The 1,096-nt window shown below is 52.2% G+C and carries 1 protein-coding gene; it reads right to left on the bottom strand.

The features are described 5' to 3' along the window. Positions 1 to 397 precede the first annotated feature (397 nt). Entirely contained in the window at positions 398 to 961 is a 564-nt protein-coding gene (locus GM676_RS31315; RefSeq protein WP_155468465.1) for a hypothetical protein, read from the bottom strand. Positions 962 to 1,096 lie beyond the last annotated feature (135 nt).

Here is a 1,096-nt window from a genome sequence, read left to right as displayed (position 1 = left end):
CGCTGCCGGCCTCCTGGACCATGCGCACGGCGCGCTCCATCACTTCGGGGGAATATCGGACTGATTTTTTCATGGTGGCTCCATTTTCTCAAATGTTGGAGCCTCCTTCAAACCCGGGGCGATTCAATTCAATGGGCAACTATCAATGGTCATACTCCCGTCAATATTCACCGCGAACGTAATCGAAAGCCATCGGATAGGCATGGCCAGTTCAGGGCGCCATAAAAGGCTGTTGCCCGTACCGCAAGAGTAAACTCTTGCGGCGGTTCAATAGAAGAATGCCCCGCATAAGTCGGGGCATTTTTTAGGACGGGTATTTGCCAGCTGATCGGCATGGCCGGCACGAGCGCATGTCCGGTGCTTTTACGACGTTGGAGCTTCCCTGCCAGGTCTAATATCATTTCTCAGTGATAATTCGATATCCGCCCCATTGGTCTGAGAATTGACGGTCAAGCTTTGCGCACAAACGCACAGTATTGTTTTTGAGTCTGCAAGTGGTCAAGTCGCTATGGGCTGCCTGTTTCAGCCACTCCACTTGGTTTTCTAGGTTGTCGCGTTCTGCTCGTCTTGCGCGAATTTCATCCATGCTGGGTGTAAAGCACCACGCCAGGGTGGCGAGCGCAGTAATGGCCACGAATGTAACTCCAATCCCTAGCAGTACAAAACGACGCGGTGCTTCTCTTGACGCTTTTTGATAGGCGGCCGCTGCGCGATCTGCCTCTGTTGTCGCATGATTAAATCGCTCTAATAAGGTATTGGCCGCGTCGTCAATGGCCACCTTCAATGATGCGCTTACTCGGGATGCGACGGTGCTGGGCAGGGTATCTGATGCATCGTCCATCTTTCTCCGCGATCCCTTCATTTCCTTAATCGCGTCGTTAATGGCATGCTGATCTCGAACGGCTGCCTCAAGCAAAGCCCCGATCACATCGTTTAGGTTAGTTTTTTTCGAATCAGTCACAGTGACATGCTATAGTGGCCCCCGAATTTGAGACGGTGGTTTAAGCTGTCGTCCGTGAAAGGATGATAGCGCATGAGTGAAGGCAAAAAACGCAGGGTACACACGGCGGAGTTCAAGGCCAAGGTTGCTCTGGAG

This window comes from Duganella radicis, from assembly GCF_009720825.1.
GTDB classification, from domain to species: domain Bacteria; phylum Pseudomonadota; class Gammaproteobacteria; order Burkholderiales; family Burkholderiaceae_D; genus Rugamonas; species Rugamonas radicis.
The sequence above is the reverse complement of the archived record's forward strand: the minus strand, read 5'-3'. Positions and strand labels throughout refer to the sequence as shown.